Source organism: Serratia sp. root2 (assembly GCF_031931805.1).
Lineage (GTDB): Bacteria > Pseudomonadota > Gammaproteobacteria > Enterobacterales > Enterobacteriaceae > Serratia > Serratia inhibens.
Genome location: NZ_JAUJXB010000011.1, coordinates 1 through 25,586, shown reverse-complemented (window position 1 = coordinate 25,586; position 25,586 = coordinate 1). Strand labels below are relative to the sequence as shown.

The window sequence follows — 25,586 nt, the reverse complement described above, 5'->3', positions numbered from 1 at the left end:
TCCGAGTTTTTTGCACAACCCCTTTCTTGATCTTTTCTTTCCGTTTGCACACTTTTCAGCCCTTTCGGGTGGATCTTGCGCGAACAGGGCCATTTTTCGCAGGATCCGTCGCTTCCATTGGTTGTAATTCCACCGCCAACGTCTAGTATTGCCGGTAAATATGATCCTGATCTGAGGTTATTTTCATGTCCGATGCAGTACGTTCTTATCTTCATTACTCTCCTCAACTGGGCCAACGCGTGATGATCGACCCTTCCAGCGTAGTGATCGGCAACGTTGAACTGGCTGATGACGTCAGTATCTGGCCATTGGTTGCCATTCGCGGTGATGTGAACGCCGTAAAGATCGGTGCACGTAGTAATATTCAAGATGGCAGCGTGCTGCATGTTACCCATAAATCTGATCATAACCCCGAAGGCTACCCATTGTTGATTGGTGAAGACGTTACCGTCGGCCATAAAGCGATGTTGCACGGCTGCGCGGTCGGCAACCGAGTACTGGTAGGGATGGGATCGATCCTGCTGGATGGAGCAGTAATAGAAGATGATGTGATGATTGGTGCCGGAAGCCTGGTAGCTCCGGGCAAACGTCTGACAAGCGGTTATCTCTATATGGGCAGCCCGGCTCGCCAAATTCGCCCGCTGAGCACCGCTGAATTAGAAGGGCTGCTTTACTCTTCAAATAACTACGTACGCTGGAAAGACGAATATCTGTCGGAAGACATCTGAAAGATCCCGTTTCCTTATAAAGGGAACGGGAAGCGACCTATGCCACCAATTCGCTGCGCAGTTGGCGCAGCACCGGTTCGATTTCCGGCATAACGCCATGCCACAACAGGAACGAATGGGCAGCCTGCCCCACCAACATCCCCAAACCGTCGGCATACTCTTTCGCGCCCTGTTGCTGCGCCCAGGCCAAAAACGGTGTTAATCCCTGTTGATAAAACATGTCATAACAGCGGGTATGCGCGTTAACCGTACCGGTAGGCAATGCCGGGATCTCTCCGCTGATGCCAGACGCAGTGGCGTTGATCACTAAATCAAACTGCCGTTGACCAAGTTTATCCATTGGCAATGCGGATATTTCGCCCAGATGCTGGAATGCTTGCGCCAGCAGTTGCGCACGGCTGAAAGTACGGTTGACGATAACTACCTCACAGCCAAAGGACAAGAGCGGCAGGATCACCCCGCGTGCCGCGCCACCAGCTCCCACCAGCAAAATACGATCATTCGGCTGGATCAACTTCTGGCGTTCAAGATCGGTCAACAAACCGATCCCATCGGTGTTATCGCCCAGCAGGCGGCCTTCTGGCAGCACTTTCAGCGTATTTACCGCACCCGCCAGCGAAGCTCGCTCGCTCAGCTCCGTGGCAACCTTATAGGCATGCTCTTTAAAGGGGACCGTGACGTTAGCTCCTTGACCGCCCGCCTGGATAAAGGCCTGCAGAGTGGTTTCAAAACCGTCGAGCGGCGCCAGCACTCTACCGTAAGGATGTTCCAATCCGGTCTGAGCGGCAAACAGCGCATGAATACGCGGAGATTTACTGTGGCCGATAGGGTTGCCGAATACCGCAAACTTCTCCATGCATATAACCTCTAGCCCTGACGGATCTGCTCACCGGTCAAGACATCTCTGATTTCGGAAGGATTAAGACGACCGCCTACGCGGCCGGCTAACACCGGGAACGCGGAGCCAAACTGTTGCAGGACCTCATCGGCGCTACGGCAAGGCTCTTGCCCGCTAAGATTGGCGCTGGTCGACACCAGCGGTTTACCAAACTGCCGGCACAGTTGTTGCACCAATGGATGATCGCTGACACGCACCGCCAATGAATTGAAACGGCCGGTCAGCAGCCGAGGCGTTTCAGGCCTGGCGGGAATAACCCAGGTCACTGGGCCTGGCCAAGTGGCAAACATCGCAGCGCGCTGCTGTTCGCTCAGAGCCTCATCATCAATATAAGGTGTTAGCTGCGCATAATCAGCCGCAATCAGGATCAGCCCTTTTTCCCAGGGTCGCTGTTTCAGAGCCAATAAGGCGTTGACCGCCTGCTCGCTGTCAGGATCGCACCCCAGGCCAAATACCGCCTCGGTCGGGTAAGCAATGACCCGCTGGTTATGCAGCGCGTCAATCATTGGCGTTAAGATAGAAGTGAATTCAGAGCTCATGATGTCATTATTCTGTGGTGACTACGGGTTTTCCGCAAAGTTTACTGGCGCAGCAAAGGGTTGGCCCTTTTGCCGTGCGTTTTTCCATCAGCAGTGGGTAGTGGCAGTATTCGCACTCACCGGCGACAGGTTTAAAATTGAGGGCAAATTGGCATTCAGGATAGCGATCGCAGGAATGGAATACCTTGCCGTAGCGTGACTTGCGCTGCAGCAATTTCCCCTGTCCGCATTGCGGACAGCTGATGCTGGTTTCATCCGGCTTGTCGATCACTTCAGTGTGATCGCACTCCGGATAGTTGCTGCAGCCGACAAACATGCCGTAACGTCCCTGCCGCAACACCAAGGTTGCCTGGCATTTCGGGCACTCCTGCCCCTCCAACACCTTGACAATATGGCCATCGGCCTGCGCTTTAAGCGGCCGGATATATTGGCATTCGGGATAACGAGAACAGCCGAGAAAGGGGCCGTGGCGACCACTGCGGATCACCAACTCGGCCCCGCATTCCGGACAGGGTTCATTTTGCCTGGCGGCAAAAATCGCTGTTTTTGTCATAACATCTTCTATGCGTGTTACCGGCTCAGTGCAGATAACCTTCGTTTACTTCAAACAACAGTTCTTCCATTTGCTGATAGGCGCTCTCATATCCAGGGATATTAAACAACACCATCAGCACCACCCATTTCAGATCTTCGAGATCGAATTCCGTGTTATCTAAAGCCATAACACGATCGATAACCATTTCACGGGTTTCGAGGTTCAATACTTGAATCTGTTCAAGGAACAGGAGGAAACCACGGCAACTGGCATCCAAACGCACGCCTTCTTCTTCGGTGTAAATCCGCATTGCCAGCGGATCGGCATCCATAAAATATGGCGCATTTTCGCCTTCCTGCAGGTCAGCAAGTTTTTCAAGCCAATTCAACGCGTTGTAGATATCATCCCGATGAAACCCCGCCTGAGCGAGATCATCGGTCAGTTGATCCTGATCGACGCGCATCTCTGGTTCATTGTGGATATAAGTTTCAAACAAGTACATGAGTACGTCGAACATGGCCTGCCCTCCTTATTCGGACATAGCCGCCGGGTACAGCTGCGATCCACCCTGCTAACTCCAGATCGAGTAACTTGATTACCACTTCTGGCACAGGCTGGCCGGCACGTTCAGCGACGACGTCAACAGGTGTCACCTCATCTCCTACGTTAGCCAACACATCAGCAAATGGCAATTCAACTTCGGCCTCAGACGCACAAATAGTTGTATTTTCGTTCAACGATAGCCAATGCAGGCCGCTTCCCAGTTGTTCAGCGATCTCTTTCGGCCCCGTGACCAGGTAGGCTCCTTGTTGGATCAACCAATGCGTTCCTTCACTCATCGGGTTGCCCAGAGCGCCAGGGAGCGCGAAGACTTCACGACCTTGTTCCAGCGCATAACGGGCTGTAATCAGCGTTCCGCTCCGTAATGAGGCTTCAATCACCACCACGCCCAGGCTTAGGCCGCTAATAATGCGATTACGACGCGGAAAGTGGTCGGCCATTGGCAGGTCGGTAACCAGATATTCCGAGATTACCGCCCCGCCGTGTTCGACAATTTGTTCGGCCAAGTGACGATGGCGGCGCGGATAGATATTGGCAAGACCGCTCCCCAGCACGGCCACGGTACTTCCTTCCGCCTCCAGCGCCGCACGGTGACAGATGCCATCAATACCGATGGCCAACCCGCTGGTGATGGTAAAGCCGCAATGCACCAGCCCGGTGGAAAAATAGCTGCCCCAATGTTCGCCGTAATGACTGAACTGACGACTGCCGACCATGGCGATTTGCGGTTGCAGCAAGGCCTCTGGGTTGCCCTTTACCAACAACAGTAGCGGGGCATCGTCGACAGGAAGCAATTGTTCGGGGTAACCGGCCTCACCATAGATCAACAGCACGCTGTCGGGCTGATCCAGCCAAGCGAGCGTGGCAGCAAGATAACGCGGCTCCATCTGGCGAAATTGCGTCTGCTGCCGGTCATTCAGCCCCAATGACCGTAACAAACGATAAGGATCGCCCCCTGCCGCGACCATTTGCCGTATCATCTGACTAGCCTGAGCGGCACCCAATCCAGTAACGCCGTGCATCCGTAAGCCAATTTCCTCTGCCTGCATCGCCAGCTCCCTCGCAGAAAACGGTGGTTTTATCAATTCGAGCAATTGGTGCGCAATGCTGTCAATCAGGCCGGGAAATGTCTAGAATAGAAGCTAAACCTCGTTTATCACTCGGAAACAGATCTCAAGATATATGTCAGTATTGCAGGTATTACATTACCCAGACGAGCGGCTACGCAAAGTTGCGGCCCCGGTAAAAGAAGTCAATGCGACTATCCAGCGCATCGTGGATGATATGTTTGAAACCATGTACGCAGAGGAAGGCATTGGCCTGGCTGCAACGCAGGTGGATATCCATCAGCGGATTATCGTCATTGACGTTTCTGAGAACCGCGATCAGCGCCTCGTGCTGATCAACCCGGAACTGCTGGAAAAAAGCGGTGAGACCGGGATCGAAGAAGGCTGTCTTTCCATTCCTGAGCAGCGTGCATTAGTTCCGCGCGCCGCCAATGTGAAAATCAGAGCGCTGGACCGTGACGGCAAACCTTTTGAGCTCGAAGCCGATGACCTGTTGGCCATCTGTATCCAGCACGAAATGGATCACCTGATGGGCAAGCTGTTCGTCGATTATTTGTCGCCGCTGAAGCGCCAGCGTATCCGTCAGAAACTGGAAAAAATGGCCAAGCTGAACGCACGCGCCTAACCGAGCAGGAAATCAACGTGTCTGACACTTTACGGATTATTTTTGCCGGAACTCCAGACTTCGCAGCGCGTCACCTTGACGCGCTGTTGTCATCTGGGCACCAGATTGTCGGGGTATTTACCCAACCTGATCGTCCAGCAGGCCGAGGTAACAAACTGACGCCCAGCCCGGTTAAGGTACTGGCACAACAGCACCAACTGCCGGTGTTTCAACCCAAATCATTGCGCCCGGAAGAGAACCAGCATCTGGTTGCCGATCTCAACGCCGATGTAATGGTGGTGGTGGCCTATGGCCTGATCCTGCCTAAAGCGGTGCTGGATATGCCGCGCCTTGGTTGCATCAACGTACACGGTTCACTGTTGCCGCGTTGGCGTGGTGCAGCCCCAATTCAACGTTCACTCTGGGCCGGCGACAGCGAAACCGGCGTCACCATCATGCAGATGGACGTGGGCTTGGACACAGGCGATATGATGCACAAGATCGCCTGCCCGATTGAGGCCGATGACACCAGCGCCAGCCTGTACGACAAGCTGGCAAAACTCGGCCCGGAAGGCATGCTGACCACGCTGCAGCAAATGGCCGAAGGTACGGCACAACGTGAAGTGCAAGATGAAACACTTGTCACTTACGCCGAGAAGTTGAGCAAGGAAGAGGCCCGACTGGACTGGCACCTGTCCGCCGCACAGCTTGAACGCTGCATTCGTGCCTTTAATCCATGGCCAGTCAGCTATTTCACCATTGACGATCAACCGGTGAAAGTGTGGCAGGCGACGGTGCTGGCGGAAACGCCTGGCGCAGAGCCAGGCACCATCATCCATGCCGACAAACACGGTATTCAGGTGGCTACCGCTGACGGGATCCTTAACCTGACGCAGTTGCAACCAGCGGGTAAAAAACCCATGTCGGCGCAAGATCTCCTGAACTCACGTCGCGAATGGTTTACACCGGGCAACCGGTTATAAAGCCCCCCACTGCCCGACCGATCACCGTCGGGCTGTTTCTCTCTTAATACCGATCGTTATCAGCTTTAGCCTATGAAAAACAATTACAATCTCCGAAGCCATGCTGCAAAAGCCATCGGCCAGGTGTTGGATCAAGGGCAGTCACTCAGTACTGTCCTGCCGGCACTGCAAAAGACCATTTCGGACAAGGACCGCGCGCTGTTGCAGGAATTGTGCTTCGGCACCCTGCGTGTGCTGCCGCAGCTTGAATGGTGTATTCAGCAATTAATGGCAAAACCAATGACTGGCAAGCAGCGCACGCTGCATTATTTGCTGATGGTTGGCTTATATCAGCTGCTGTATACCCGTATCCCTGCTCACGCAGTGTTGGCGGAAACAGTGGAAGGCGCAGTGGCACTGAAACGGCCACAGCTTAAGGGTCTGATCAATGGCGTGTTACGCCAGTTCCAGCGCCAGCAGGAAGAATTACTGCAGCGCGCCGCCAATAACGACAGCCGCTACCTCCACCCAAGTTGGCTATTAAAGCGCATCCAACAAGCTTATCCTGATCAGTGGGAGCAGATTATTGATGCCAATAACCAGAAACCGCCGATGTGGCTGCGCGTCAACCGCCTTCATCACACTCGCGAAGGTTACTTGCAACTGATGGAACAGGCAGGTATTGCCGCCGAACCGCATGCAGAATACCCTGATGCGCTGCGTCTGCTCTCCCCCTGCGCCGTTACCGATCTACCTGGTTTTGCCGAAGGCTGGGTCACTGTGCAAGATGCCTCCGCGCAAGGCTGTATCGATCTGCTGGATCCCCAAGACGGGGAGCGGATCCTTGACCTGTGTGCGGCTCCCGGCGGTAAAACAACTCACATTCTGGAGGCAGCCCCTAAAGCCCATGTGATGGCCGTCGATATCGATGAACAACGCCTCGGTCGGGTCAAAGAAAACCTGCAGCGCCTGCGTTTACACGCCGAAGTGAAATTGGGTGATGGCCGCACCCCGCAACAATGGTGTGGTGATAAGCAATTCGATCGCATTTTACTGGACGCACCCTGCTCAGCTACCGGTGTGATCCGCCGCCATCCAGATATCAAATGGCTGCGCCGCGACAGTGACATCGCTGAATTGGCAAAGCTCCAGGCAGAGATCATTGATGCCATTTGGCCACATCTCAAAAACGGTGGTGTGATGGTGTATGCCACCTGTTCTATCCTGCCGGCGGAGAACGCTGAGCAAATTGCCGCCTTCCTCCAGCGTCATTCCGATGCCAGGTTGGTTGAAACGGGTGACGAACAGCAACCCGGTCGACAGAATCTTCCGCATCCAGAGGATGGGGATGGCTTCTTTTACGCTAAGCTGATTAAAATGTAGCAATTCAGTGCTAAGGGTGCGCTTGTTGCGCCCTTTCAGATAATATTCAGCGGTTTCAGTGTGAAGCAGAGAACCAAATGAAAATAATTATTCTTGGTGCAGGTCAGGTTGGCGGAACGCTGGCAGAAAACCTGGTGGGTGAAAATAACGATATCACCGTCGTGGATACCGATTCAGGCCGCCTGCGTCAGTTACAGGATAAATTTGATCTACGGGTCGTTCAGGGATATGGCTCCCACCCGCGCGTGTTGCGTGAGGCAGGTGCAGAAGACGCAGATATGTTGGTCGCCGTTACCAACTCTGACGAAACCAACATGATTGCCTGCCAGATTGCCTACTCGCTGTTTAATACGCCTAACCGCATTGCACGTATCCGAGCGCCGGAATATATCCGCGAATCGGAGAAGCTATTTCAGCCGGAAGCCGTACCTATTGATCATCTGATTTCACCGGAACAGCTGGTTATTGATTACATCTATAAATTAATTGAATACCCGGGCGCGCTACAGGTGGTCAATTTTGCCGAAGGCAAGGTCAGCATTGCTGCGGTAAAAGCCTACTACGGCGGCCCGCTGGTAGGTAACGCATTGTCCGCAATGCGCGAGCATATGCCGCACATTGATACTCGCGTCGCCGCTATCTTCCGCCAGGACCGGCCGATTCGTCCACAGGGCTCTACCATTATCGAAGCCGGGGACGAAGTGTTTTTTGTTGCCGCTTCACAGCACATTCGTGCCGTGATGAGTGAACTGCAGCGGCTGGAAAAACCTTATAAACGTATCATGATTGTCGGTGGCGGCAATGTAGGTGCAGGCTTGGCGCAACGGTTAGAAAAATCTTACAACGTGAAGCTGATTGAACGTAATCAGCAACGTGCGGCAGAGCTGGCCGAGCAATTGCATGACACCATCGTGTTTTATGGCGATGCCTCTGACCAGGAACTGCTGGCGGAAGAGCACGTTGATCAGGTGGACGTCTTTATTGCTATTACCAATGATGACGAAGCCAACATTATGTCCGCCATGCTAGCCAAACGCATGGGCGCCAAAAAAGTAATGGTGCTGATTCAGCGCCGCGCCTATGTCGATCTGGTGCAAGGCAGTGTGATCGATATTGCTATATCCCCACAGCAGGCGACGATTTCCGCATTGTTAGGCCATGTACGTAAAGCGGATATCGTCAGCGTTTCATCGCTACGCCGCGGCGTAGCGGAAGCTATCGAAGCCATCGCGCACGGTGACGAAAGTACTTCAAAAGTGGTTGGCCGCATCGTTGAAGATATTAAATTGCCACCAGGTACCACCATTGGCGCGATTGTGCGGGGAGACGACGTTATTATTGCCAATGGCAGCAGCAAGATTGAACAGGGCGACCATGTCATTATGTTTATTACTGACAAAAAGTACGTTCCTGACGTTGAGCGCTTGTTCCAGCCAAGCCCATTCTTCCTGTAGAACAAATGTATTAGCCGATAGTCTATAATCAGGTAGATATTCGCTGCCATGGGAAGAGATAAAGACTTTTATCTCCTGATTGTGGCAAAGGGAAATTGCTTTGTTAAAATTGTGTTATTAATTTCTTTGAGGGGTGTGCTATGAGTATGTTAAAAGAATTCCGCGAATTTGCCATGCGTGGCAACGTGGTTGATCTGGCAGTAGGTGTGATTATCGGTGCTGCTTTCGGTAAAATCGTATCGTCCTTCGTTGCAGATATCATCATGCCACCGCTGGGTTTACTGATCGGCGGCGTCGATTTCAAACAATTCCATTTGATATTACGTGAAGCTCAAGGTGCGGTACCCGCAGTAGTAATGAACTATGGTTCATTTATCCAGTCCGTTTTTGACTTCGTTATCGTTGCCTTCGCTATTTTCCTGGCCATTAAATTAATGAACAAAATGCGTCGCAAGCAGGCAGAAGAGCCTGCAGCACCTCCGGCACCGACTGCAGAAGAAAAACTACTGACTGAAATCCGTGATTTACTGAGCCAACAGCAGCAGCCAAAACTGTAACGCCATTTGTCTTGCACTAATAAAAAGCCATCATATCCAGATGGCTTTTTTAATGTCTTAAAACCAGAAGGCCAGTGGCAAACTATCATTAGATAACTTGCCACTGGCCTCCCAGTTACCACCTTTTGCGTGTTTGTCTTTACGCCGATAGCTGCCCTTCCCTTTACTGTTTTTCTCTATCCGTTGGCGAAATAAGGGATCATGCAGCAGTGCTTCAATCGCGTTGTCCTGTATCTGGCCTTTAGTATGACGGTATTTGGTCACGGTAATGCTCCTGTTGAAACTAGGGTTATAAAACGAGCCGATAATACTGCCGGACGTATAAAAATTAAAGACCTCCGGGTTCTTTTACGTGCCTTTTTTTGCCTTTTCGTCACTGGCCCCCTGCTCCAGCGCCTCCAAAATTGAACAGTAGTTGCTGGTATGGGCGGTACCGCAGCAGGCATCGCTCAACCGTTTCAACGATTCGCGCATCCGCATCAACTCGGTCAATTTATTCTCTACCTCACCAAGCCGTGCATCAACGATCGATTTAGATTCCTGGCAGGTATGATGCTCTGGATCAACTCGGATCGATAGCAGTTCGGCAATAGTTTCCAAAGTAAAACCAAGTTGCTTGGCATAGCGGATAAAACGCAGGCGCTGCAGGTCTTGATCGTTGTATAACCGATAACCGCCCTCAGTACGAACGTTATGGTCCATCATTCCCTGCTTTTCGTAATAGCGCACGGTATCCGGCGTTACGTCAGCAAGCTTTGCCAGTTGACCAATCTTAAACATCTCTCTACTCCAGTGTGAATTTCTCGTTTAATGTCCGCTGGTACTCACCGTGTAAAAAATCAGTGCTCATTCCCGCCTGCCGTAAGCGATATTCTAGCAAAGCCATGCGTTTGCTAAGGCTGGTATAGTCTGGATGCTCGCTGTTAATCTCCAGGAGTAAACGGGCAACAGTTAACGCCTCTTTACGGTCTTCAAGCGCCGCAGGCAAGTAACCGGCGTTTTTAAGCAAGCGGAACCCTGAACGCAATTCAGCGGGTACAGCGCTGTCATCATCCAACTTAAGCGGCTGTCCTCGCCCCGGCAAATTGTCCAGTTCACCTTTGGCTTGTGCATCACGAATATGGCGCTCCGCCCATTCATCAAGTAACCACATAACAGGATCCCTCAGTTGACCTGATTAATAGCGTTAGCATAGCGGATAGAGGAGGGGATCTTAAGTCTTACGGGGGAAGAGAGTATGTTCGTCTAGCTCTGGACGTAAAAAAACCGGGCAAGCCCGGTTTTTTTACGCTTCTACAGATTACTCTGCAGTTGCCACTTCTGCTTGAGACTCAGCACGATCAACCAGCTCGATGTATGCCATCGGCGCGTTGTCGCCTGCGCGGAAGCCACACTTCAGAATGCGAGTGTAACCACCGGCACGGCTCGCAAAACGCGGGCCCAGCTCGTTAAACAGTTTTGCCACGATCTCGTTATCACGAGTGCGGGCGAATGCCAGACGACGATTAGCTACGCTGTCGGTCTTGGCAAGAGTAATCAGCGGCTCAACAACGCGACGCAGCTCTTTCGCTTTTGGCAGGGTCGTCTTGATGATCTCATGACGAACCAAAGAGCCGGCCATGTTACGGAACATAGCCTGGCGGTGGCTGCTGTTACGGTTCAGTTGACGACCACTCTTACGATGGCGCATGACCTTATCCTTCTCAGTAAAACCTTAACCTGTGATCCGGTTACTCGTCAGCAATGCTTGCCGGTGGCCAGTTTTCCAGGCGCATGCCCAGTGACAGACCACGTGAAGCCAGCACGTCTTTAATCTCAGTAAGAGATTTTTTACCCAGGTTCGGCGTTTTCAGCAACTCAACCTCGGTACGCTGTACCAGATCACCGATGTAGTGGATAGCTTCTGCCTTAAGGCAGTTAGCAGAGCGGACAGTCAATTCCAGATCGTCAACAGGGCGCAGCAGGATCGGATCGAATTCTGGTTTCTCTTCTTTAACTTCTGGTTGACGAACATCACGTAAATCAACGAAAGCTTCAAGTTGTTCAGCCAGGATGGTTGCCGCACGGCGGATCGCCTCTTCAGGATCGATCGTGCCATTGGTTTCCATTTCGATAACCAGCTTGTCCAGGTCAGTACGCTGTTCTACACGCGCTGCTTCAACATTGTAGGCAATACGCTCTACAGGGCTATAGCAGGCGTCAACCAACAGACGACCGATCGGGCGCTCATCTTCTTCCGAATGAATTCGGGCAGAAGCCGGCACGTAACCACGACCGCGCTGAACTTTGATACGCATGCTGATAGCAGCGTTCTCATCGGTCAGGTGGCAGATCACATGCTGAGGCTTGACGATTTCGACATCACCATCATGGGTAATGTCGGCAGCGGTCACAGGGCCAATGCCAGATTTATTCAGGGTAAGAATAACTTCGTCTTTGCCTTGAACTCTCACCGCCAGCCCTTTCAGGTTGAGCAGGATCTCCAGGATATCTTCCTGTACGCCTTCTTTGGTGCTGTACTCATGCAGTACACCATCAATCTCAACCTCGGTCACCGCGCAACCCGGCATAGATGAAAGCAGAATACGGCGCAGTGCGTTGCCAAGAGTATGGCCAAAGCCACGCTCTAAAGGCTCAAGGGTCACCTTGGCGTGCGTCGAACTGACTTGCTCGATATCTACCAGGCGCGGTTTTAGAAACTCTGTCACAGAACCCTGCATTGTGTCCTCTCTTTGGTACTAAGCTTTACTTGGAGTAAAGCTCGACGATCAGGTGTTCGTTAATGTCCGCAGACAGATCGGTACGTTCAGGCATACGCTTGAACACGCCTTCCATCTTAGCAGCATCAACTTCCAGCCAAGTCGGCTTTTCACGCTGCTCAGCCAGCTCCAGAGAAGCTTTAACACGAGATTGCTTTTTAGCCTTCTCGCGGATGCTGACTACGTCATTCGGAGATACCTGATAAGAAGCGATGTTAACAACGCGACCATTTACCATAATTGCTTTGTGGCTAACCAACTGACGTGACTCTGCACGAGTAGCGCCGAAGCCCATACGGTAAACAACGTTGTCCAAACGACCTTCCAGCAGTTGCAACAGGTTTGCACCGGTGTTGCCCTTCAGGCGTGCTGCTTCTTTATAATAGTTACGGAATTGACGCTCCAGAACACCGTACATACGGCGAACTTTTTGCTTTTCACGTAACTGTACACCGTAGTCAGACAGACGCGGTTTACGCGCACCGTGTTGACCAGGCGGTTGCTCAATTTTACACTTGGTATCGATCGCGCGAACGCCAGACTTCAGGAACAGGTCTGTGCCCTCACGGCGGCTAAGCTTGAGCTTAGGACCCAAATATCTTGCCATTTTCTTTCTCCAACTAACCTAAAAGCAGCGTTATACGCGGCGCTTTTTCGGCGGACGACAACCGTTGTGAGGGATAGGAGTCACATCAGTAATATTAGTGATGCGGAAACCAGCGGCGTTCAGAGCACGAATAGTTGATTCGCGACCCGGACCCGGTCCCTTAACCATAACTTCCAGGTTCTTGATACCGTATTCTTTTACTGCGTCAGCACAACGTTCTGCTGCAACCTGAGCTGCAAACGGAGTTGACTTACGAGAACCACGGAAACCAGAACCACCGGCAGTTGCCCAACCCAATGCATTACCCTGACGATCGGTAATAGTTACAATGGTGTTGTTGAAAGAAGCATGGACATGAGCCACGCCGTCAGAGACTTGTTTTCTTACACGCTTACGTGTACGAACAGGTGCCTTTGCCATTATTCAATCACCCTGATTATTTCTTGATTGGTTTACGCGGACCCTTACGGGTACGTGCGTTGGTCTTCGTACGCTGACCGCGAACTGGCAGACCACGACGATGACGCAAACCACGGTAAGTACCAAGATCCATCAGACGCTTGATGCTCAGGGTAACTTCACGACGCAAATCACCTTCTACAGTGAATTTGGCGACTGCTTCACGCAGCTGTTCAATTTGCTCTTCAGACAGCTCACTGATCTTAACATTTTCAGCAATACCCGTAGATGCACAGATAGACTGTGAACGGGTCTTACCGATTCCGAAGATCGACGTTAAGGCGATAACGGTATGTTTATGATCAGGAATGTTAATGCCTGCTATACGGGCCACTATGCACTCCTACTATTTTATACGGCAACACCATTCTGAAAAGCCCGTTTTCAGGATACTCAAATAATGTTGCAGCTACATACAAAAGATTGGCTGGCTAATCTAGCCAGCTCAACCCAACTTTGCAAGAAAAATATGCGAGATAATCAGCCTTGACGCTGTTTATGCTTCGGCTCGGCGCTGCAAATCACACGAACGACACCGTTACGCTTAACGATTTTGCAGTTACGACATAATTTCTTGACGGAAGCACGAACTTTCATTTTTACTCTCCGTAACTTCTCAAACGCACCTGATTAGCGGTTATAGCCTTTCAGGTTTGCTTTCTTCAATGCAGACTCGTACTGACTTGACATCATCAGAGTTTGCACTTGAGCCATAAAGTCCATGATGACGACAACCACGATCAGTAGCGAGGTACCACCAAAGTAGAATGGTACTTTCATTGCATCACGCATGAACTCCGGGATCAGGCAGATGAAAGTAATGTACATCGCGCCCACCAGGGTTAAACGCGTCATTACTTTATCGATGTACTTCGCCGTTTGCTCTCCCGGACGAATTCCTGGTACGAAGGCACCGGACTTCTTCAGGTTATCTGCTGTCTCACGCGGGTTGAAAACCAACGCCGTGTAAAAGAAACAGAAGAAGATGATTGCAGATGCATAGAGTAACACATAAAGCGGTTGCCCTGGCTGCAAATACAGCGAAATCGTTGTCAGCCAGTTCCAACCGGTACCGCCCCCAAACCATGATGCGATCGTGGCAGGGAACAGAATAATGCTGGAAGCGAAGATTGCCGGGATAACCCCTGCCATGTTCACTTTCAGCGGTAAGTGTGTGCTCTGTGCTGCATAAACACGACGCCCTTGTTGACGTTTCGCATAGTTAACGACGATACGACGTTGACCACGTTCGATGAAAACAACGAAGAAGGTTACTGCAAACACTAATACTGCAACCAACAGCAACAGGAGGAAGTGCAGGTCGCCTTGCCGAGCTTGCTCAATGGTATGGGCCACTGCCGGCGGTAGTCCCGCTACAATACCTGCAAAGATAATGATCGAGATACCGTTACCGATACCACGCTCAGTAATCTGTTCACCCAGCCACATAAGGAACATTGTCCCGGTAACCAAGCTAACTACTGCAGTAAAGTAGAATGCAAAGCCTGGATTTAACACCAGACCCTGCATACCAGGCATATTCGGTAAACCGGTAGCAATACCGATTGACTGGAATATAGCCAACACCAGCGTACCGTAACGGGTGTACTGGCTAATCTTGCGACGGCCAGCCTCCCCTTCTTTCTTAATTTCTGCCAACGCTGGATGTACCACCGTTAACAGCTGGATAATGATCGATGCCGAAATATACGGCATGATCCCCAGAGCAAAGATTGAAGCACGGCTGAGGGCACCACCAGAGAACATGTTAAACATTTCAATGATAGTGCCTCTCTGCTGCTCGAGCAATTTGGCAAGCACAGTGGCATCGATACCAGGAATCGGAATAAAAGAGCCGATACGGAAGACAATCAGCGCGCCGATGACAAACAAAAGTCTGCGCTTCAGCTCGCCGAGCCCGCCTTTAGCACTTTGAAAATCTAATCCTGGTTGCTTAGCCATCTGCTACTTATTCCTCAATTTTACCGCCAGCAGCTTCGATAGCAGCACGAGCGCCTTTGGTGACACGCAGACCACGCAGGGTAACCGGACGAGCGACTTCGCCAGAAAGCATAACTTTCACGAACTCGATCTGGATACCAACAACGTTAGCGGCTTTCAGCGCGTTCAGGTCGATTACGTCGCCTTCAACAAGTGCCAGTTCAGACAGACGAACTTCTGCCGTGATCATAGCTTTGCGAGAGGTAAAGCCGAATTTCGGCAAACGACGATATAAAGGCATCTGACCACCTTCAAACCCACGACGTACGCCACCGCCAGAACGAGAGTTCTGACCTTTGTGACCACGACCGGCGGTTTTACCCAGGCCAGAACCGATACCACGACCTACACGCTTCGGCGCATGCTTGGCACCTTCAGCCGGAGACAGAGTATTTAAACGCATCTGTTACTCCTCAACTTTAACCATGTAGGAAACCAGGTTGATCATACCGCGTACAGCAGGAGTATCCTCGCGCTCTACGGTGTGACCAATACGACGCAGACCCAGACCGAGCAGTGTAGCTTTATGCTTCGGCAGACGGCCAATGGAGCTGCGAACTTGTGTTACTTTGATAGTCTTAGCCATGGTCAATTACCCCAGAATGTCTGCAACGGATTTACCACGCTTGGCAGCGACCATTTCAGGGGACTTCATATTTGCCAAAGCATCAATAGTTGCACGAACCACGTTGATCGGGTTGGTGGAACCATAAGCTTTAGCCAATACGTTGTGCACCCCAGCGACTTCCAGGACGGCGCGCATTGCGCCACCGGCAATAATACCGGTACCTTCGGAAGCCGGCTGCATGAACACACGGGAACCCGTATGAGCACCTTTAACAGGATGCTGCAGGGTGCCGCTGTTCAGCGCGACATTCATCATGTTGCGACGGGCTTTTTCCATCGCTTTCTGGATCGCTGCCGGAACTTCGCGTGCTTTGCCGTAGCCAAAACCAACGCGACCGTTACCATCACCAACTACTGTCAGTGCGGTAAAGCTGAAAATACGGCCACCTTTTACGGTTTTAGATACGCGGTTTACCGCGATCAGCTTTTCCTGCAGTTCGCCAGCTTGTTTTTCGATGTGAGCCATCTTAAACCTCTTCCTTAGAACTGAAGGCCAGCTTCACGGGCAGCATCTGCCAGTGCCTGGACTCGACCATGATATTGGAAACCGGAACGGTCAAAGGATACTTTAGAGATCCCTTTTTCCAACGCGCGCTCAGCCAGAGTTTTACCTACGGCAGCTGCTGCGTCTTTGTTACCGGAATACTTCAGTTGCTCAGTGATAGCTTTTTCTAAAGTAGAAGCTGCTACCAGTACTTCAGAACCATTTGGAGCAATTACCTGTGCGTAAATGTGACGCGGGGTACGATGTACCACCAGGCGGGTTGCACCCAGTTCTTTGAGCTTACGGCGTGCGCGGGTCGCACGACGGATACGAGCAGATTTCTTATCCATAGTGTTACCTTACTTCTTCTTAGCCTCTTTGGTACGCACGACTTCGTCGGCGTAACGGACACCCTTGCCTTTGTAAGGCTCAGGACGGCGGTAGGCACGCAGATCTGCAGCAACCTGGCCAATAACTTGTTTATCAGCGCCTTTCAGCACGATTTCAGTTTGGCTAGGGCATTCAGCAGTAATACCTGCTGGCAGCTGGTGATCGACAGGGTGAGAAAAGCCCAAGGCTAAATTCACCACGTTGCCTTTAACAGCAGCACGATAACCAACACCTACCAGTTGAAGCTTTTTGGTGAAGCCGTCGGTAACACCAACTACCATTGCGTTCAGCAGAGCGCGCGTAGTACCCGCTTGGGCCCATGCGTTAGCAAAACCTTCGCGTGGAGCGAAAGTCAGTGCGTTAGCTTCTTGCTTCACTTCAACGGCGTCGTGGACAGTACGAGTCAGCTCGCCGTTCTTACCCTTAATCGAAATAACCTGACCGTTGAGTTTTACCTCTACGCCGGCAGGAATGACGACGGGTGCTTTTGCAACACGAGACATTCTTTCCTCCCGAATTAAGCTACGTAGCAGATAATCTCGCCACCAAGACCAGCTTGGCGAGCTGCACGATCGGTCATAACACCTTTAGAGGTAGAAATAACAGCAATACCCAAACCGGCCATAACTTTAGGCAGCTCATCTTTTTTCTTATAGATGCGCAGACCTGGACGGCTGATTCGCTGAATGCTTTCTACCACTGCCTTTTCCTGGAAGTACTTCAGTACCAGTTCCAGTACAGGCTTGGTGTCGCCTTCGATTTTGAAATCTTCAATAAAACCTTCTTCCTTCAGCACGTTGGCAATTGCCACTTTCAGCTTGGAGGAAGGCATGGTGACCGCAACTTTGTTCGCGGCTTGACCGTTACGGATACGGGTCAGCATATCCGCGATCGGATCTTGCATGCTCATCTGTCTTTACTCCCGTGATTCAATTGGTAATTACCAGCTAGCCTTTTTCAAGCCTGGTACTTCACCGCGCATGGCGGCTTCACGTAGCTTGATACGGCTCAACCCGAATTTGCCCACATAACCATGTGGACGGCCAGTTTGGCGGCAGCGTTTACGCTGACGAGACGGGCTGGAATCACGCGGCAGAGTTTGCAGCTTGAGAACAGCATCCCAACGATCTTCGTCGGATGAGTTCACACCAGAAATGATAGCTTTCAATTCCTCGCGTTTAGCGCGGTACTTGTCAGCCAGTTTCACGCGAACGACTTCGCGTGCTTTCATTGATTGCTTAGCCATCAGTAACCCTGCCTTACTTGCGGAACGGGAAGTTAAAAGCAGCCAACAGTGCACGGCCTTCATCATCAGATTTCGCAGTAGTGGTAATGGTAATATCCAAGCCACGAACACGATCGACTTTGTCATAGTCGATTTCTGGGAAGATGATTTGCTCACGCACACCCATGCTGTAGTTACCACGGCCATCGAATGACTTAGCGGACAAGCCACGGAAGTCACGGATACGTGGAACAGCAATGGAAATCAGACGCTCAAAGAACTCCCACATGCGTTCGCCACGCAGAGTTACTTTACAGCCGATCGGATAGCCCTGGCGGATTTTGAAGCCTGCAACAGATTTGCGTGCTTTGGTGATGAACGGCTTTTGACCGGAGATTGCTGCCAAATCGGCTGCTGCATTATCCAGCAGTTTCTTGTCAGCGATCGCTTCACCAACACCCATATTCAGGGTGATCTTCTCGACCCGAGGGACTTGCATGACAGAGTTGTAATCAAACTGAGACATCAGTTGTTTGACTACCTCGTCTTTGTAGTAATCATGCAGTTTCGCCATCGTATTACTCCAAATTACTTGATAGTTTCGCTGTTAGACTTGAAGAAACGGACTTTTTTGCCGTCTTCGAATCTAAAGCCTACACGGTCAGCCTTACCGGTAGCCGTGTTGAAGAGAGCAATGTTAGAAACCTGAATAGCAGCTTCTTTTTCAACAATGCCACCTGGTTGGTTCAGGGCCGGAACCGGCTTCTGATGTTTCTTAACCAGGTTGATACCTTCAACAATGACCTTGCCAGCAGACAAGACATTTTTTACTTTACCGCGTTTACCTTTGTCTTTCCCGGTAAGCACGATAACTTCGTCATCACGACGGATTTTCGCTGCCATGGTTCGCTCCTTAGAGTACTTCTGGTGCCAGAGAGATAATTTTCATGAACTTCTCATTACGCAGTTCACGAGTTACCGGCCCAAAAATACGCGTACCGATAGGTTGCTCGCTGTTATTGTTTAAAATAACGCATGCATTACCATCGAAGCGAATGACAGAACCGTCCGGGCGACGTACACCCTTCTTGGTGCGCACCACTACCGCCTTCAGCACATCGCCTTTCTTCACCTTACCGCGAGGAATTGCTTCCTTGATGGTAATTTTGATGACGTCGCCGATGCCTGCGTAGCGACGGTGCGAGCCACCTAGAACCTTGATACACATTACGCGACGTGCACCGGAGTTGTCGGCCACGTTCAGCATAGTCTGTTCTTGGATCATGTTAGTGCTCCGCTAATGTCAACTACAACTTTAGGACCTATTACTAGGTCGTTGAAAAGCCCCATAACCGAGGGCGCAGCATTATAACACCGCTTCCAAAGTATGGGTAGAAAAAATAAACGGCTCATTTTCTGAGCCGTTTATTAAGTTAGAGGCTGCTACTCTATTACAGAATCGCTTTCTCTACAACGCGAACCAACGTCCAAGACTTAGTCTTAGACAGTGGACGGCATTCGCGGATTTCTACCACGTCACCGATACCACATTCGTTGTTCTCGTCATGTACGTGCAGCTTGGTCGTACGCTTGATGAATTTCCCGTAGATCGGGTGCTTCACCGTGCGCTCGATAGCAACAACCATGGATTTCTCCATTTTGTCACTAATAACACGACCCTGCAGAGTACGGTTAATATCAGTCATTTACACACCCGCCTTTTCAGTCAGTAAAGTCTTAACGCGTGCGACATTACGACGCACTTGTTTCAACAGGTGAGTTTGTTGCAGCTGGCCACTTGCCGCCTGCATGCGCAAGTTAAATTGCTCACGCAGCAGGTTGAGCAGCTCAGTGTTCAGCTCTTCAACGCTTTTTTCACGCAGCTCTTGTGCTTTCATTACATCACCGTCTTAGTTACAAAGGTGGTTTTGATCGGCAATTTAGCTGCAGCGAGCTTGAATGCCTCACGGGCGACCTCTTCTGGCACACCGTCCATTTCGTACAGGACCTTACCAGGTTGGATCAGGGCAACCCAATACTCCACGTTACCCTTACCTTTACCCATACGCACTTCGAGCGGCTTCTCGGTAATCGGTTTGTCCGGGAATACACGGATCCAGATTTTACCTTGACGCTTAACTGCACGAGTCATTGCACGACGAGCTGCTTCGATTTGACGAGCAGTCAGACGGCCACGGCCAACAGCTTTCAGACCGAAAGTGCCGAAGCTAACATCCGTACCCTGCGCCAGACCACGGTTGCGGCCTTTGTGCATCTTACGGAATTTTGTACGCTTTGGTTGTAACATCAGCGACTCTCCTTACTTGCGGCCTTTACGCTGCTGCTTTTTAGGTTGAGCAGCCGGTTCCGGTTGTTCAACTGCAGCCATACCACCCAGGATCTCACCTTTGAAGATCCATACCTTAACGCCGATTACACCATAAGTGGTGTGCGCTTCAGATGTGTTGTAATCGATATCCGCACGCAGTGTGTGCAACGGAACACGACCTTCACGGTACCATTCGGTACGCGCGATTTCAGCACCGCCAAGACGGCCGCTTACTTCAACTTTGATACCTTTAGCGCCAAGACGCATTGCGTTCTGTACAGCACGCTTCATAGCACGACGGAACATAACGCGACGTTCCAGCTGGGAAGTGATGCTGTCAGCAACCAATTTAGCGTCAAGTTCCGGTTTACGGACTTCGGCGATGTTAATCTGTGCAGGAACGCCAGCGATATCCGCTACGACCTTACGCAGTTTTTCGACATCTTCACCTTTCTTGCCGATAACGATGCCTGGGCGAGCAGTGTGAATAGTCACACGGATGCTCTTCGCAGGACGCTCGATAACGATGCGAGAAACGGAAGCTTTCGCCAGTTCCTTAATCAGGAATTGACGAACTTTAAAGTCGCTGTCCAGGTTGTCAGCGAATTCTTTGGTATTCGCATACCAAGTAGAGTTCCAAGGTTTGACAATACCCAGGCGAATACCATTAGGATGTACTTTCTGACCCATTGCTAGTCTCCAGAGTCTCAGCGATCGGACACAACCACAGTAATGTGGCTGGTGCGCTTCAGGATGCGATCTGCACGACCTTTCGCACGCGGCATAATGCGCTTCATGCTTGGGCCTTCGTCTACGAAGATTTTCGTGACTTTCAGATCATCGATGTCAGCGCCATCGTTGTGTTCTGCGTTAGCAATGGCAGACTCCAGCACTTTCTTAACCAGACCAGCAGCTTTCTTGTTGGTGTAGTTCAGAGTTTCCAGAGCTTGCGACACTTTCTTACCGCGGATCAGGTCTGCAACAAGGCGAACCTTCTGAGCAGAAGAACGAGCGTGGCGATGTTTAGCGATAGTTTCCATCTCTTCCTCCTACCTTAGCGCTTTTTAGCTTTTTTATCAGCCGCATGGCCGCGATAAGTACGAGTCGGCGCGAATTCACCCAGTTTGTGACCGACCATTTCATCGGAAACGAACACTGGTACGTGCTGACGACCATTATGGACAGCGATGGTCAAACCGATCATGTTAGGAAAGATCGTTGAACGACGGGACCAAGTGCGCAAAGGCTTCTTGTCACCGCTTTCCACCGCTTTCTCTACCTTCTTCAGCAAGTGCAGGTCAATAAAAGGACCTTTCTTGAGAGAACGTGGCATGGCTTATCCTCTAATTATTTTTTGCTACGGCGACGTACGATGAACTTATCAGTACGCTTGTTGCTACGGGTCTTCTTACCTTTGGTCTGAACGCCCCACGGAGTTACCGGGTGCTTACCAAAGTTACGACCTTCACCACCACCGTGCGGGTGATCTACCGGGTTCATCGCCGTACCGCGAACGGTAGGACGAACACCACGCCAACGTGCAGCACCTGCTTTACCCAGAACGCGAAGCATATGTTCAGCGTTACCGACTTCACCCAGGGTGGCGCGGCAATCAACTGGAACTTTACGCATTTCGCCTGAGCGCAGACGCAGAGTTACGTAGGAACCGTCACGAGCAACGATCTGAACGTAGGCACCAGCAGAACGAGCCAACTGGCCGCCTTTACCTGGTTTCATTTCTACGTTGTGAACCGTTGAACCAACCGGGATGTTGCGCATTGGCAGGGTGTTACCCGCTTTGATTGCAGCATCAACGCCAGATTGAATCTGGTCACCAGCTTTCAGGCCTTTCGGCGCCAGGATGTAACGGCGTTCGCCGTCTTTGTACAGAACCAGCGCGATGTTCGCGGAACGGTTCGGATCGTACTCCAGACGCTCAACCACAGCAGGAATACCATCTTTGTTGCGTTTGAAGTCAACCAGACGATAATGTTGCTTGTGGCCACCACCGATATGACGGGTGGTGATACGGCCATTGTTGTTACGACCACCGCTTTTGCTCAGTTTCTCAAGCAGCGGGGCATAAGGTTTACCCTTGTGCAGCTCAGGGTTAACCACTTTAACAACGTGGCGACGACCCGGAGATGTAGGTTTACATTTAACAATTGCCATTGTTCTTACTCCTCCGACTTACTCTGCGCCGCCGATGAAGTCCAGGTTCTGGCCTTCTTTCAGGGTGACGTAAGCTTTTTTCCAGTCGCTACGACGACCAACACGCTGACCGTGACGTTTCACTTTCCCTTTAACTACCAGGGTGTTCACGTCTTCGACTTCGACTTCAAACAGTTTCTGCACTGCAGCTTTGATTTCTGCTTTGGTCGCGTCTTTGGCAACTTTGAGAACGATGGTGTTGCTTTTTTCCATCGCAGCGGATGCTTTTTCAGATACGTGCGGTGCACGCAGCACTTTCAGCAAACGTTCTTCACGGATCATGCCAGCATCTCCTCAACTTGCTTCACAGCATCAGCAGTCATAACCACTTTGTCGAAGGCGATCAGGCTAACCGGGTCGATACCAGCTACATCGCGCACGTCAACCTTGTACAGGTTGCGAGCTGCCAGGAACAGATTCTCATCCAGTTCACCGGTCACGATCAGCACATCTTCCAGAGCCATATCTTTCAGTTTCTGTGCCAGCAGCTTAGTTTTAGGCGCTTCTACAGAGAACTTCTCGACAACGATCAGACGATCTTGACGTACCAGTTCGGACAGGATGCTTTTCAGCGCGCCGCGGTACATCTTTTTGTTTACTTTCTGACTGTGGTCCTGCGGTTTAGCAGCAAAGGTCACGCCGCCTGAACGCCAGATCGGGCTCTTTACAGAACCTGAACGCGCACGGCCGGTACCTTTCTGGCGCCACGGTTTTTTACCGGAACCAGTCACTTCAGCACGGGTCTTCTGAGCACGGGTACCTTGACGGGCACCTGCTGCATAAGCAACAACAACCTGGTGTACCAGCGCTTCGTTGAAATCACGACCGAAGGTAGTTTCGGAAACAGTCAGCGCGCTTTGCGCGTCTTTCAATACTAATTCCATTGCTATCCCCTTACGCCTTCACAGCTGGTTTAACGATCAGGTTGCCACCGGTTGCGCCCGGTACAGCACCCTTAACCAGCAGCAGGTTGCGCTCAGCGTCAACACGTACTACGTCCAGGCTTTGAACGGTTACACGCTCGTCACCCAGGTGGCCAGCCATTTTCTTGCCTTTGAACACTTTGCCCGGAGTCTGGTTCTGACCGATAGAACCCGGAACGCGGTGAGACAAGGAGTTACCGTGGGTAGCGTCTTGGGTACGGAAGTTCCAGCGCTTTACAGTGCCGGCAAAACCTTTACCTTTAGAAGTACCAGTAACATCGACTTTTTTAACGTCAGCGAAGATTTCTACGCTGATGTTTTGACCTGCAGTGAACTCTTCACCTTCTGCAAGGCGGAATTCCCACAGACCACGGCCAGCTTCAACGCCAGCTTTAGCGAAATGACCCGCTTCCGGTTTGGTCACGCGGTTAGCTTTTTTGCTACCAGTGGTGACCTGAACGGCACGGTATCCGTCGTTAGCCAGGTCTTTAACCTGAGTCACGCGGTTCGCTTCAATTTCAATCACGGTTACAGGGATAGAAACGCCATCTTCAGTGAAGATACGAGTCATACCCACTTTTTTACCGACTAAACCAATCATTGTTTCAACCTCTCAATCGCTCAATGACCTGATTAACCCAGGCTGATCTGCACGTCTACACCGGCAGCCAGATCCAGACGCATCAGAGCATCAACGGTTTTCTCGGTTGGCTCAACGATGTCAACCAGACGCTTGTGAGTGCGAATCTCGTACTGATCACGCGCGTCTTTGTTAACGTGCGGAGAGATCAGAACGGTAAAGCGCTCTTTGCGAGTTGGCAGCGGGATCGGACCACGGACTTGCGCACCAGTGCGCTTGGCAGTCTCGACGATTTCCGCGGTTGATTGATCGATAAGACGATGATCAAACGCTTTCAGGCGGATACGGATTCTTTGGTTCTGCATGAGACCAGAGCTCCAATTATTTATAAACGTAAATAATTACTCCTCACACCCATTTCGATTGATGGGGGAGTGTAATCGTCAACATATAACCCCCATATCGGGAGTATTGTTCGATGAGCAGAAAGTCCTGCCTATCGACTGATTCGCTAAAATCAGGCTTACCAAGATTAGGTAAGCCCGCGCATTATACGCAAAACAGAACGGGAAGCAAGCCACAGATGGAAATATGCTCAGGATATCGACATTTTTTACCGATTCCCGTATTCGACTACGAAAAGCGATGCACGGAGATGGGATTATGCAGGTAGGCGAGCTCTTGCCGCTACTCCCCTACGGTGTCTACAAAATAGCCGCCGACGGGGAGTGGGGATGATAAGGAGACTAGTCTTTGCGTTCCAGTACCTGGGCTTGCGCGTAATTTTGAATGCCCAGACGTGCAATCAAATCCAGCTCAGTTTCCAGCCAGTCGATATGCCCTTCTTCATCTGCCAGGATCTCTATCATCAAATCACGGCTGACGTAGTCATGGATCGAGTCGGCATAGGCGATGGCTTCACGCAGATTCTTGGCGCCATCCAACTCCAGGGCCAGGTCTGAACGCAGCATTTCTTCGATATCTTCGCCAATGTTCAGTTTGCCAAGATCTTGTAAATTCGGCAGACCTTCAAGGAATAAAATGCGCTCGATGTAGCGATCGGCATGCTTCATTTCATCGATCGACTCATGATATTCCTTGTCATTAAGGCGCATTAAGCCCCAGTTTTTGAACATTCGCGCGTGCAGGAAATATTGATTGATGGCAACCAGCTCGTTGCCGAGCAGTTTGTTGAGGTGAGCAATGATCTTTTTATCGCCTTTCATAGGTAACTCCTCCTGGCCAGTTCTGAAAGTGTAGAAGCTGGAGGCCAAGAGTCAAAAAATAACCGTACCTTTAGTTAGGCAACTTCGTGCATAAGGATAATGGTTCCGCGTTCCTCCACCATAATCTGCCTTGCCTGTCGAATGCACTTCCCGCAGTCGGTACCAATCGGCACTAATTCACGCAGTTGCTTCATGGTATGAGGGTTGTGCTGACGCACGGCTTTACGGATTGCTTTGTCAGTCACGGCATTACATAGGCATACATACATAGAGAGACTCACTTCTTAACCAATTGCATAAGTCTAAATAGGAATGCTTTTTATTTCAATTAAGATTTGAGCGAATTGCATAAAAAAAGGGCACCGAAGTGCCCTCTTTTTGTGTCGAAAAATTATCAGCGATTAAGCGATAACTTTAGCAACAACACCAGCGCCAACAGTACGGCCGCCTTCACGGATTGCGAAACGCAGGCCGTCG

General features: G+C 51.0%; 44 protein-coding genes and 1 pseudogene. 6 read left to right on the top strand and 39 right to left on the bottom strand.

The features are described 5' to 3' along the window. The first annotated feature begins 185 nt into the window (after positions 1-185). Complete coding sequence (locus QZQ97_RS24315) at positions 186-728, top strand: gamma carbonic anhydrase family protein (protein ID WP_311995484.1); 543 nt, start codon at positions 186-188, stop codon at positions 726-728. A gap of 37 nt (positions 729-765) precedes the next feature. On the opposite strand, the gene aroE is transcribed toward QZQ97_RS24315, so the two are convergent. Genes aroE through dprA form a run of 5 tightly spaced genes read right to left on the bottom strand, consistent with a single transcriptional unit; the run spans position 766 to position 4,310 of the window. Then, a complete protein-coding gene (aroE, locus tag QZQ97_RS24310; RefSeq protein WP_311995483.1) occupies positions 766-1,584 on the bottom strand; it encodes a shikimate dehydrogenase in 819 nt (272 codons plus the stop codon). A gap of 11 nt (positions 1,585-1,595) precedes the next feature. Then, positions 1,596-2,165, bottom strand: coding sequence for an L-threonylcarbamoyladenylate synthase type 1 TsaC (tsaC, locus tag QZQ97_RS24305; protein ID WP_311995482.1), 570 nt, complete (start codon positions 2,163-2,165; stop codon positions 1,596-1,598). A gap of 7 nt (positions 2,166-2,172) precedes the next feature. Further along, a complete protein-coding gene (locus QZQ97_RS24300) occupies positions 2,173-2,718 on the bottom strand; it encodes a DNA topoisomerase family protein (RefSeq protein WP_311995480.1) in 546 nt (181 codons plus the stop codon). Between the two features lie 25 nt (positions 2,719-2,743). Continuing rightward, the gene (gene smg / locus QZQ97_RS24295; protein ID WP_012147203.1) at positions 2,744-3,217 is read right to left on the bottom strand and encodes a DUF494 family protein Smg; all 474 of its coding nucleotides are present in this window, start codon (positions 3,215-3,217) and stop codon (positions 2,744-2,746) included. Beyond that, positions 3,189-4,310 (bottom strand): DNA-protecting protein DprA, encoded by a 1,122-nt coding sequence (dprA, locus tag QZQ97_RS24290; protein WP_311995479.1) that lies wholly within the window; start codon positions 4,308-4,310, stop codon positions 3,189-3,191. Before dprA ends, smg begins: the two co-directional genes overlap by 29 nt. Positions 4,311-4,443: 133 nt before the next feature. On the opposite strand from dprA, the gene def reads away from it, so the two are divergent. The 5 genes from def to mscL all read left to right on the top strand — a co-directional run bounded on the left by def (position 4,444) and on the right by mscL (position 9,288). Beyond that, on the top strand, positions 4,444-4,953 hold the full coding sequence (gene def / locus QZQ97_RS24285) for a peptide deformylase (RefSeq protein ID WP_065506702.1): 510 nt from the start codon (positions 4,444-4,446) through the stop codon (positions 4,951-4,953). A 17-nt stretch (positions 4,954-4,970) separates the two neighbouring features. Beyond that, positions 4,971-5,915 (top strand): methionyl-tRNA formyltransferase, encoded by a 945-nt coding sequence (fmt, locus tag QZQ97_RS24280; RefSeq protein ID WP_311995478.1) that lies wholly within the window; start codon positions 4,971-4,973, stop codon positions 5,913-5,915. 72 nt (positions 5,916-5,987) lie between these two features. Beyond that, complete coding sequence (gene rsmB / locus QZQ97_RS24275; protein WP_311995477.1) at positions 5,988-7,277, top strand: 16S rRNA (cytosine(967)-C(5))-methyltransferase RsmB; 1,290 nt, start codon at positions 5,988-5,990, stop codon at positions 7,275-7,277. A 77-nt stretch (positions 7,278-7,354) separates the two neighbouring features. Beyond that, complete coding sequence (trkA, locus tag QZQ97_RS24270) at positions 7,355-8,731, top strand: Trk system potassium transporter TrkA (protein ID WP_065506705.1); 1,377 nt, start codon at positions 7,355-7,357, stop codon at positions 8,729-8,731. A gap of 140 nt (positions 8,732-8,871) precedes the next feature. Further along, positions 8,872-9,288, top strand: a complete 417-nt coding sequence (mscL, locus tag QZQ97_RS24265; RefSeq protein WP_311995476.1) for a large-conductance mechanosensitive channel protein MscL — start codon at positions 8,872-8,874, stop codon at positions 9,286-9,288. Between the two features lie 57 nt (positions 9,289-9,345). Here the strand turns inward: mscL and QZQ97_RS24260 are convergent, their stop codons facing one another. The 34 genes and pseudogenes from QZQ97_RS24260 to QZQ97_RS24095 form a co-directional block, all read right to left on the bottom strand. Then, a complete protein-coding gene (locus QZQ97_RS24260) occupies positions 9,346-9,552 on the bottom strand; it encodes an alternative ribosome-rescue factor A (RefSeq protein ID WP_311995475.1) in 207 nt (68 codons plus the stop codon). An 84-nt stretch (positions 9,553-9,636) separates the two neighbouring features. Next, a complete protein-coding gene (zntR, locus tag QZQ97_RS24255) occupies positions 9,637-10,068 on the bottom strand; it encodes a Zn(2+)-responsive transcriptional regulator (RefSeq protein WP_311995474.1) in 432 nt (143 codons plus the stop codon). Positions 10,069-10,072: 4 nt separating this feature from the next. Further along, the gene (locus QZQ97_RS24250) at positions 10,073-10,441 is read right to left on the bottom strand and encodes a DUF1992 domain-containing protein (RefSeq protein WP_311995473.1); all 369 of its coding nucleotides are present in this window, start codon (positions 10,439-10,441) and stop codon (positions 10,073-10,075) included. A gap of 147 nt (positions 10,442-10,588) precedes the next feature. After that, positions 10,589-10,978, bottom strand: a complete 390-nt coding sequence (gene rplQ / locus QZQ97_RS24245; RefSeq protein WP_004929726.1) for a 50S ribosomal protein L17 — start codon at positions 10,976-10,978, stop codon at positions 10,589-10,591. 40 nt (positions 10,979-11,018) lie between these two features. Then, positions 11,019-12,008 (bottom strand): DNA-directed RNA polymerase subunit alpha, encoded by a 990-nt coding sequence (locus QZQ97_RS24240; protein WP_002919219.1) that lies wholly within the window; start codon positions 12,006-12,008, stop codon positions 11,019-11,021. A gap of 25 nt (positions 12,009-12,033) precedes the next feature. Continuing rightward, positions 12,034-12,654, bottom strand: coding sequence for a 30S ribosomal protein S4 (rpsD, locus tag QZQ97_RS24235; RefSeq protein ID WP_004951125.1), 621 nt, complete (start codon positions 12,652-12,654; stop codon positions 12,034-12,036). Between the two features lie 30 nt (positions 12,655-12,684). Then, entirely contained in the window at positions 12,685-13,074 is a 390-nt protein-coding gene (gene rpsK / locus QZQ97_RS24230) for a 30S ribosomal protein S11 (RefSeq protein ID WP_004951128.1), read from the bottom strand. Between the two features lie 16 nt (positions 13,075-13,090). After that, positions 13,091-13,447, bottom strand: a complete 357-nt coding sequence (gene rpsM, locus QZQ97_RS24225; RefSeq protein ID WP_004951130.1) for a 30S ribosomal protein S13 — start codon at positions 13,445-13,447, stop codon at positions 13,091-13,093. Between the two features lie 146 nt (positions 13,448-13,593). Continuing rightward, positions 13,594-13,710 carry a 50S ribosomal protein L36 gene (gene rpmJ / locus QZQ97_RS24220; protein ID WP_002227352.1) on the bottom strand — a complete coding sequence of 39 codons (117 nt, stop codon included), beginning with the start codon at positions 13,708-13,710 and terminating at the stop codon, positions 13,594-13,596. 33 nt (positions 13,711-13,743) lie between these two features. After that, positions 13,744-15,075, bottom strand: coding sequence for a preprotein translocase subunit SecY (gene secY / locus QZQ97_RS24215; RefSeq protein ID WP_004929740.1), 1,332 nt, complete (start codon positions 15,073-15,075; stop codon positions 13,744-13,746). 7 nt (positions 15,076-15,082) lie between these two features. After that, complete coding sequence (rplO, locus tag QZQ97_RS24210; protein ID WP_004951135.1) at positions 15,083-15,517, bottom strand: 50S ribosomal protein L15; 435 nt, start codon at positions 15,515-15,517, stop codon at positions 15,083-15,085. A 3-nt stretch (positions 15,518-15,520) separates the two neighbouring features. Continuing rightward, positions 15,521-15,700, bottom strand: coding sequence for a 50S ribosomal protein L30 (rpmD, locus tag QZQ97_RS24205; RefSeq protein ID WP_004956161.1), 180 nt, complete (start codon positions 15,698-15,700; stop codon positions 15,521-15,523). Between the two features lie 6 nt (positions 15,701-15,706). Then, positions 15,707-16,207, bottom strand: a complete 501-nt coding sequence (gene rpsE / locus QZQ97_RS24200) for a 30S ribosomal protein S5 (RefSeq protein WP_004956164.1) — start codon at positions 16,205-16,207, stop codon at positions 15,707-15,709. A 14-nt stretch (positions 16,208-16,221) separates the two neighbouring features. Then, complete coding sequence (gene rplR, locus QZQ97_RS24195; protein ID WP_020837234.1) at positions 16,222-16,575, bottom strand: 50S ribosomal protein L18; 354 nt, start codon at positions 16,573-16,575, stop codon at positions 16,222-16,224. Positions 16,576-16,584: 9 nt separating this feature from the next. Then, complete coding sequence (rplF, locus tag QZQ97_RS24190; protein WP_065506710.1) at positions 16,585-17,118, bottom strand: 50S ribosomal protein L6; 534 nt, start codon at positions 17,116-17,118, stop codon at positions 16,585-16,587. A 14-nt stretch (positions 17,119-17,132) separates the two neighbouring features. Next, positions 17,133-17,525, bottom strand: a complete 393-nt coding sequence (gene rpsH / locus QZQ97_RS24185) for a 30S ribosomal protein S8 (protein WP_065506711.1) — start codon at positions 17,523-17,525, stop codon at positions 17,133-17,135. A gap of 30 nt (positions 17,526-17,555) precedes the next feature. Then, positions 17,556-17,861, bottom strand: coding sequence for a 30S ribosomal protein S14 (gene rpsN, locus QZQ97_RS24180; RefSeq protein ID WP_037425862.1), 306 nt, complete (start codon positions 17,859-17,861; stop codon positions 17,556-17,558). Between the two features lie 13 nt (positions 17,862-17,874). Next, positions 17,875-18,414: a 50S ribosomal protein L5 gene (rplE, locus tag QZQ97_RS24175; protein WP_004951155.1), complete on the bottom strand. Its 540-nt coding sequence runs from the start codon at positions 18,412-18,414 to the stop codon at positions 17,875-17,877. A 14-nt stretch (positions 18,415-18,428) separates the two neighbouring features. Then, positions 18,429-18,743, bottom strand: coding sequence for a 50S ribosomal protein L24 (rplX, locus tag QZQ97_RS24170; protein WP_020837239.1), 315 nt, complete (start codon positions 18,741-18,743; stop codon positions 18,429-18,431). A gap of 10 nt (positions 18,744-18,753) precedes the next feature. Continuing rightward, positions 18,754-19,125, bottom strand: a complete 372-nt coding sequence (gene rplN / locus QZQ97_RS24165; RefSeq protein ID WP_020837240.1) for a 50S ribosomal protein L14 — start codon at positions 19,123-19,125, stop codon at positions 18,754-18,756. 166 nt (positions 19,126-19,291) lie between these two features. Next, positions 19,292-19,546, bottom strand: coding sequence for a 30S ribosomal protein S17 (gene rpsQ / locus QZQ97_RS24160; protein ID WP_012147219.1), 255 nt, complete (start codon positions 19,544-19,546; stop codon positions 19,292-19,294). After that, complete coding sequence (gene rpmC, locus QZQ97_RS24155) at positions 19,547-19,738, bottom strand: 50S ribosomal protein L29 (RefSeq protein ID WP_004951169.1); 192 nt, start codon at positions 19,736-19,738, stop codon at positions 19,547-19,549. Continuing rightward, positions 19,738-20,148: a 50S ribosomal protein L16 gene (gene rplP, locus QZQ97_RS24150; protein WP_004951171.1), complete on the bottom strand. Its 411-nt coding sequence runs from the start codon at positions 20,146-20,148 to the stop codon at positions 19,738-19,740. Before rplP ends, rpmC begins: the two co-directional genes overlap by 1 nt. 12 nt (positions 20,149-20,160) lie before the next feature. Further along, a complete protein-coding gene (rpsC, locus tag QZQ97_RS24145; RefSeq protein WP_004951172.1) occupies positions 20,161-20,859 on the bottom strand; it encodes a 30S ribosomal protein S3 in 699 nt (232 codons plus the stop codon). Positions 20,860-20,876: 17 nt separating this feature from the next. Next, positions 20,877-21,209: a 50S ribosomal protein L22 gene (gene rplV / locus QZQ97_RS24140; RefSeq protein WP_044554947.1), complete on the bottom strand. Its 333-nt coding sequence runs from the start codon at positions 21,207-21,209 to the stop codon at positions 20,877-20,879. Positions 21,210-21,223: 14 nt separating this feature from the next. Beyond that, positions 21,224-21,502 (bottom strand): 30S ribosomal protein S19, encoded by a 279-nt coding sequence (rpsS, locus tag QZQ97_RS24135; protein ID WP_004929772.1) that lies wholly within the window; start codon positions 21,500-21,502, stop codon positions 21,224-21,226. Between the two features lie 14 nt (positions 21,503-21,516). Beyond that, positions 21,517-22,341: a 50S ribosomal protein L2 gene (rplB, locus tag QZQ97_RS24130; RefSeq protein WP_024912205.1), complete on the bottom strand. Its 825-nt coding sequence runs from the start codon at positions 22,339-22,341 to the stop codon at positions 21,517-21,519. An 18-nt stretch (positions 22,342-22,359) separates the two neighbouring features. Continuing rightward, on the bottom strand, positions 22,360-22,662 hold the full coding sequence (rplW, locus tag QZQ97_RS24125) for a 50S ribosomal protein L23 (RefSeq protein WP_004951179.1): 303 nt from the start codon (positions 22,660-22,662) through the stop codon (positions 22,360-22,362). Next, positions 22,659-23,264, bottom strand: a complete 606-nt coding sequence (gene rplD, locus QZQ97_RS24120; protein WP_004929779.1) for a 50S ribosomal protein L4 — start codon at positions 23,262-23,264, stop codon at positions 22,659-22,661. The genes rplW and rplD overlap by 4 nt, the downstream gene beginning before the upstream one ends. Positions 23,265-23,274: 10 nt before the next feature. After that, positions 23,275-23,904, bottom strand: coding sequence for a 50S ribosomal protein L3 (gene rplC, locus QZQ97_RS24115; RefSeq protein WP_004951181.1), 630 nt, complete (start codon positions 23,902-23,904; stop codon positions 23,275-23,277). 32 nt (positions 23,905-23,936) lie between these two features. Then, positions 23,937-24,248, bottom strand: coding sequence for a 30S ribosomal protein S10 (gene rpsJ / locus QZQ97_RS24110; protein ID WP_001181005.1), 312 nt, complete (start codon positions 24,246-24,248; stop codon positions 23,937-23,939). Between the two features lie 381 nt (positions 24,249-24,629). Continuing rightward, positions 24,630-25,109, bottom strand: a complete 480-nt coding sequence (bfr, locus tag QZQ97_RS24105) for a bacterioferritin (protein ID WP_004951186.1) — start codon at positions 25,107-25,109, stop codon at positions 24,630-24,632. Between the two features lie 74 nt (positions 25,110-25,183). After that, entirely contained in the window at positions 25,184-25,378 is a 195-nt protein-coding gene (gene bfd, locus QZQ97_RS24100) for a bacterioferritin-associated ferredoxin (protein ID WP_004951190.1), read from the bottom strand. A 132-nt stretch (positions 25,379-25,510) separates the two neighbouring features. Then, positions 25,511-25,586: pseudogene (locus QZQ97_RS24095) on the bottom strand (EF-Tu/IF-2/RF-3 family GTPase); the annotation flags it as partial.